This is a genomic window from Occallatibacter sp., assembly GCF_049802275.1.
Taxonomy (GTDB): domain Bacteria; phylum Acidobacteriota; class Terriglobia; order Terriglobales; family Acidobacteriaceae; genus Telmatobacter.
The window spans coordinates 1-4219 of sequence record NZ_JBARMD010000120.1 but is presented as its reverse complement, the minus strand read 5'-3'; the positions used below and the strand labels follow the sequence as shown (position 1 = coordinate 4219).

5 protein-coding genes are annotated in these 4219 nt (G+C 58.0%); 4 read left to right on the top strand and 1 reads right to left on the bottom strand.

Annotation, left to right across the window (positions count from 1 at the left end; genetic code table 11):
* The 4 genes from WA354_RS03995 to zwf all read left to right on the top strand — a co-directional run.
* Positions 1 to 496 (top strand): AAA family ATPase (locus WA354_RS03995; RefSeq protein WP_472811718.1); only part of this gene is annotated, 496 nt, incomplete at its 5' end.
* Between the two features lie 228 nt (positions 497 to 724).
* A complete protein-coding gene (locus WA354_RS03990; RefSeq protein ID WP_472811717.1) occupies positions 725 to 1246 on the top strand; it encodes a DinB family protein in 522 nt (173 codons plus the stop codon).
* Positions 1247 to 1372: 126 nt separating this feature from the next.
* The gene (locus WA354_RS03985) at positions 1373 to 1906 is read left to right on the top strand and encodes a hypothetical protein (protein ID WP_472811716.1); all 534 of its coding nucleotides are present in this window, start codon (positions 1373 to 1375) and stop codon (positions 1904 to 1906) included.
* 106 nt (positions 1907 to 2012) lie between these two features.
* The gene (gene zwf, locus WA354_RS03980; protein WP_472811715.1) at positions 2013 to 3401 is read left to right on the top strand and encodes a glucose-6-phosphate dehydrogenase; all 1389 of its coding nucleotides are present in this window, start codon (positions 2013 to 2015) and stop codon (positions 3399 to 3401) included.
* Between the two features lie 42 nt (positions 3402 to 3443).
* On the opposite strand, the gene WA354_RS03975 is transcribed toward zwf, so the two are convergent.
* On the bottom strand, positions 3444 to 3722 hold the full coding sequence (locus tag WA354_RS03975; RefSeq protein WP_472811714.1) for a cupin domain-containing protein: 279 nt from the start codon (positions 3720 to 3722) through the stop codon (positions 3444 to 3446).
* Positions 3723 to 4219 lie beyond the last annotated feature (497 nt).

Sequence of the window (4219 nt, the reverse complement as noted above, 5' to 3'; positions counted from 1 at the left end):
GTCTGCGGAAGCGCAGGCGATTGAGCGCTCGCCGCAGGCCCCGAAGGGCTACGTGGTGCTGGCGATCGGGCTGCCGGGCTCGGGCAAGACAACGTGGTTTCGCCGTCGCGGAGTCACGCCGCTGTCGAGCGACTTGCTGCGCAATATTCTTTTCGACGATGTGGAGGAGCAGAAGTTCCAGGGCCTGGTGTTTTCGACCCTGCGTTCGCTCCTGCGTGCGCGCCTGATTGCAAAGATGCCGTGGAACTATGTCGATGCGACCAACCTCTCCGTCCACGAACGGCGCCAGTGGATCAAGATGGCCAAGAGTTTTGGCTACGAAACGCAGGCGGTCTTCTTCGATGTGCCGCTCGAGGTCTGTCTTGATCGTAACCGCCAGCGCGACCGCTCGGTAAGCGAAGACATCATGCGCAAAATGGCAGAGAAGCTCAAGGCGCCGCTCTTCGAAGAGGGCTTCGCGAAGATCACGGTGGTCAGGGTGAAGAGCGCGGGGTAGAGCCCTAGGGGTAGCGGGCGACTCCTTTGCGATAAGGGTCGAGCGAGGAGATCCAAGCCGGCGCAGGGTGGAATGATTGTGTCTGATCCGGATGACCCGGATGAGGAATGCAACATCCAAGCCTCTGAGACGTTGTCTTGGTTATCGAGCAATCGATATTCTTACGCCTTTTCATAACTGCAATCGACCGACTCGAATTCGTCGACCGCGGCAAGTTGGAGACTCCCCATGAGCCACCCTGCATCTGTTCCCTACATTGAGCCTTGGCTTCGCGGCACACATGCCGACACCCTCGCCGTTGGACGCGCCGTCCTCCACGCCTTTGATCTCGCACTGGAGGACATCAGCAAGTGGACCGAAGGACTGACCGATCTCGAGGTCCACGCCCAGCCGCTTGGTTTGCCCGCGGTGTCCTTTCACTTGAAGCACATTGCGCGTTCCACAGATCGCCTGTTGACCTATGCCGAGGGCGGACAGATATCCTCGGGTCAACTGGCGCTGTTGAAGTCAGAGCAGATCGGATGCGAGACGATGGCGGAACTCCTTGGCGAACTGGAAAGTTCGTTCAGAAATGCGGGGGATCGCGTGCGCGTGCTGGCGCCGGCGGATTTCAATACGAGTCGCGGTGTGGGTCGCAAGCAGTTGCCGACTTCGATTGGCGGAGCGCTTGTGCACGTAGCCGATCACACCCAGCGGCATGTGGGACAGGTGGTGACGACGGCGAAAGTGCTGAAGGCACTGCGAAGCTGAGGGGACGAGAGAACAAGGCAACGGGAACAAGAAGATAAGGCGCGAACCCTGTTTGCGGTGCGGCTGCAGCGAGACTACAATCCTCCCAAATCTGAAACTCATCTTGAAACTTATCTGAGGATGCTTATGCAAGAGTCGCAACCTCGCTTTGTGCCGTTGGCCCTCAAAACCGTGGTTTGCCACTCCATTACTTACATGGTGATGGGGGCGCTGGCGTACCACTACCTGCACTACGCAGACTTCATCAACAATCCAAACTCCGGTATGCGGCCAACGACCAGTCTCTGGCTGATTCTTGGAGTGCCGCTGCAGGTGTTTCGCGGCGTGCTGTTCGCGTCGGTGTTTTATCTGTTCCGGGATCGGTTGTTCGGCCGCAAGAATGGCTGGCTGGCGATGGCATGGCTGCTGATTGGTATCGGAATCCTGGGAACGTTTGCCGCGCCTGCCGGATCGCTGGAAGGATTCATTTACACGACTATTCCAGTTCCAAGTCAGTTACGCGGTTACCTTGAGGTTGTAACTCAGGCCCTGCTGCTTTCGGCGCTGCTCTGTTACTGGGTTAACCATCCGGGCAAAAAATCGCTGAACTGGACGCTCGGCATCGCATACGTGATCTGCGCCGGTCTTCCGCTGCTGTCGCTGGTGGTGCCGAAGCGATAAGTGCACCTGCAGTACTGCCACTTTCTCAGACAAGCTATTATCGGATTGCGGTTCAAATTCGGCGGCCATCGGGAAACGGCGGCCCCCAGGATAGAGGGCGGCCCTGATGCGCACTTCTCATTCCGATGCTCTTGTGGTCTATGGCGTCACAGGCGATCTCGCCCACAAGATGATCTTTCCCGCACTGTATGCGATGGTGAAACGCGGAACCCTGAACGTTCCGGTCATTGGCGTCGCGTTTCCGAAGTGGTCTCTCAAGCGTCTGCAGAGACGAGTGACGCACAGCATCAAGCAATCGGGCGGGATCGATAACAGGCGGGCCTTCCAGCATCTTCTGTCGCTGCTGAAATATGTGAGCGGGGATTACAACGACAGCGATACGTTTGCGAGGATCAAGCAAGCGCTCGGTAAGGCGCGCCGTCCCGCACATTACCTTGCCATCCCTCCCTCGCTCTTCGGGACTGTCATCAAAGGGCTGGGCGCCGCAGGGTTGGCGGAGAATGCGCGTGTCATCGTGGAGAAGCCGTTTGGACGCGACCTGGCATCGGCTCGCGCACTGAACAGGGTGGCGCGGTCGGTTTTCCCTGAAGATTCGATCTTTCGTATCGATCACTTCCTGGGGAAGGAAGCGATCATGAATATTCTCTACTTCAGGTTCGCTAATTCCTTCCTTGAACCGATCTGGAATCGCAACTACATATCCAGTGTCCAGATCACCTTGTCAGAGAGTTTCGGCGTAGGAACGCGCGGCGCATTTTACGAATCGGCGGGCTGCATGCGCGACGTGATCCAGAATCATCTCTTTCAGATTGTCGCCCTGCTTGCCATGGAACCGCCTGCGGGCAGGCATTATGCAGCAGTGCAAACGGAGAAGGCGACCGTATTCAAGGCCATGCGTCAGTTGAAGCCCGAGGACATGGTGCGCGGCCAATACGTGGGGTACCGACAGGAGGACGATGTAGCGAAGAACTCCGACGTCGAGACGTATTGCGCTCTTCGACTGTTGATCGACTCGTGGCGCTGGGATGGTGTGCCGTGGTACCTCCGCTCGGGCAAGTATCTGCCCGAAACGGCGACCGAGGTTCTTGTGGAACTGAAGGCGCCGCCGCAGAAGCTTTTCCTGGACGCAGCGGCATCTACAGGAAAAGGAAATTACCTTCGCTTCCGGCTCTCTCCCAAGGCAGAGATCGGACTGGCCGCTCGCGTCAAGCTTGCCGGCGAGGAGTTTATCGGAGAGCAAAGGGAGCTCTACCTGCTGGAACAACAGCCGGGAGAGGAAACACCCTACGAGCGATTGCTGGGCGACGCCATGAAGGGTGACGGCGGACTGTTTACGCGCGAGGACGCGGTGGAAGCCGCATGGCTGGTGGTCAATCAGATAATCAAGCATCATCCCCGAGTTCGCCCCTACAAGCGCGGCACCTGGGGGCCGAAACAGGCGGATGCGCTGATTGCAGGAGACGGCGGCTGGCATAATCCCAGCGGCACAAGTTGATCGGGAGCATCAATCTGATAGTGACGTAGTGGCATTCCAACGTCAGTGGGACGAGAGCGCAGGTTCTGTTTTCAACTCCACCGCAATGACGTGGAGGTCGGTTGTGCCCACATTCTCGAGGGTGTGCGGCTCCAGCGGCGGAGACCACAGAGCTGATCCCTGTGCGATCTCGTGAAATGTCCGACTGTCGAGAATTATCGCGCCGTTTTCATCGCGACGCACGAACTCGCTCCAACTGAGAATGTAGAGAGTCGCCGGCCAGCGATGCGAATGCAGCCGAGTTGTTTCGCCCGGCGCAATGCAAGTGTCAAGAACGCGCACCGTCTCATTCTCGAAGAGAAGTATGTGATGTTCGGGGGCCGCGATCAGCGCGTCTAGACTAATTCGTCAAGCCATCGTTGTTGAACGGGCACGATATATTCCTCGATCCGGCGCGTGCGCTCTCAGCTCAGACTACTCTGGGTTGCAGACAACGTGTTGCCCCACTGCGCGCTCTGCACCGCAACTTCAGCTGGCGCTCGTCTGAACCGCGCGGGGAAGAACGACGGCGCAAGCATCGGGGCTTTCGTCTTCCGGGGAAGTTGAACCGATACTATAGCCTGAGCCACGGTCGCGCCAACACTTCCGCTACCCTCAGTGACCTTGTGAGCACAGTTTTCAATTGCTGCAAATCACTTTGACCACGGCGGCACGATGCCGTTCATGCGCGCGTACTCTACCAATTGCCCATGTGCTCGTTGGCGTGAACGATGATGCGGAGGGATTCTGTCCTATTCACCGGCTGCGGGACGGTACACTGCTGACCTGTGACCTTTGAG

Excerpts from the sequence above, each read along its gene's own strand:
- zwf (WP_472811715.1), top strand. The coding sequence starts at position 2,013 with ATGCGCACTTCTCATTCCGATGCTCTTGTGGTCTATGGCGTCACAGGC.
- WA354_RS03990 (WP_472811717.1), top strand. The coding sequence starts at position 725 with ATGAGCCACCCTGCATCTGTTCCCTACATTGAGCCTTGGCTTCGCGGC.
- WA354_RS03985 (WP_472811716.1), top strand. The coding sequence starts at position 1,373 with ATGCAAGAGTCGCAACCTCGCTTTGTGCCGTTGGCCCTCAAAACCGTG.